This is a genomic window from bacterium, from assembly GCA_024226335.1.
In the GTDB taxonomy this organism is placed as follows: Bacteria; Myxococcota_A; UBA9160; order SZUA-336; family SZUA-336; genus JAAELY01.
The window spans coordinates 1-1161 of the sequence record JAAELY010000132.1 but is presented as its reverse complement, the minus strand read 5'-3'; the positions used below and the strand labels follow the sequence as shown (position 1 = coordinate 1161).

Here is a 1161-nt window from a genome sequence, read left to right as displayed (position 1 = left end):
TTTTTGGGCATTCGTTTCCTCAACTCCCTGATCGCGGCCTGTGTCGTCCGCTGTTCGAACCTGCGGATCTGCTGGCTCGCGTTCGCCGCCGACTTCCGACAGGGGGACAGCCCCCCAGACACCCCAGCAACGGTGTGGAAAATTCTGATCACCACGTGGAGTAGACTTTGGCCAGGCGGGCGATGGCGTGGCTCCAGGGCGCCTCGGAGTAGAGAAAATTTCGCAACCATCTCACGAACTTCACGCTACGTACGGTGAAGCGCCCGATCGCTGTCGCCACGTATCCGGCGCCGGCTCCCTTCGCCTCCTCCTCCCGCTTGGACTTGCGTTTCCTCTCGATGAGGTTGCAGGTCTGCTCGACATTCTCGATCTCGTCCTCGAGCAACACCATGAGGTTGTGCGTCAGGCAGATGAAGTTCGCGTGGGTGATTTTCGCGGTGTCGCTGCTCGCCCAAGATTTGCGCTCCAGCAGCTTGTTCTTCACCTCATCGAAAACTTTCTCGATGTCCCAGCGCGCCTTGAAGAGCAGCACGATCACCCACGCGGGCTGCCTCATCTCGGTGGTGAGGTATTTGTAGGTCGTGCCCTTCGGGTCGGTGTAGGTCACGCGGCGCAGCATCGTGCCGCCGCCGCCCGGCCCGACGAACTCGTCGGCGTCCACCCCGACGTTGCGCGGGTCCTCCCGGTCGAAGCCCGGCGTCATCCCAATGACCTGGATGTCCATGTTCGCCTTCTCGCGGCTGATGAAGTAGACGCCGTGGCGGCGCTTGGCCTCGGCCCAGAACGGAAAGTCGATACAGGCCCACTGCCACCTCATCAAAAGCGGAGCCTGACAGCAGGTCGCGACCGGAGGGAGGGACAATCCCAGACGACCATCACCTTGCGCCCGGTCTTCGCACCGAGGCGCAGCGCCTTGGTCCCCTTGCGCTTGAGCGCGTGCATGTCGTGCTCGTTGCCCCCGCCGGGTCTGATCTCCGCGAGCGTATAATGGCGCAGGTGGTGATCGCGCATCCCGAGGAGAAAGAAGTGGCCGGTCTGGGTCTTCTTCGCGACCTTGGCTCGCTCGCCCTTCTTCCCGGTCGGCTTCGCCTTTTTCGGCTTGTGCGGATCGTGGCAGGCAGCCTCGTGGAAGTGGCCGTCGCCGGCGTATATGTCGAAGCC

The 1161-nt window shown here is 62.9% G+C and carries 2 protein-coding genes; both read right to left on the bottom strand.

Features of this window, described 5'->3' with window-relative positions; genetic code table 11:
• Positions 1–148: 148 nt before the first annotated feature.
• A complete protein-coding gene (locus tag GY725_06020; GenBank protein MCP4003735.1) occupies positions 149–817 on the bottom strand; it encodes a transposase in 669 nt (222 codons plus the stop codon).
• A partial coding sequence (locus GY725_06015; GenBank protein ID MCP4003734.1) for a hypothetical protein occupies positions 817–1161 on the bottom strand: 345 nt, incomplete at its 5' end. The genes GY725_06020 and GY725_06015, both read right to left, overlap by 1 nt.

Bases quoted from the DNA above. Each gene is read 5' to 3' on its own strand.
- GY725_06020 (MCP4003735.1), bottom strand. From the start codon at position 817: ATGAGGTGGCAGTGGGCCTGTATCGACTTTCCGTTCTGGGCCGAGGCC.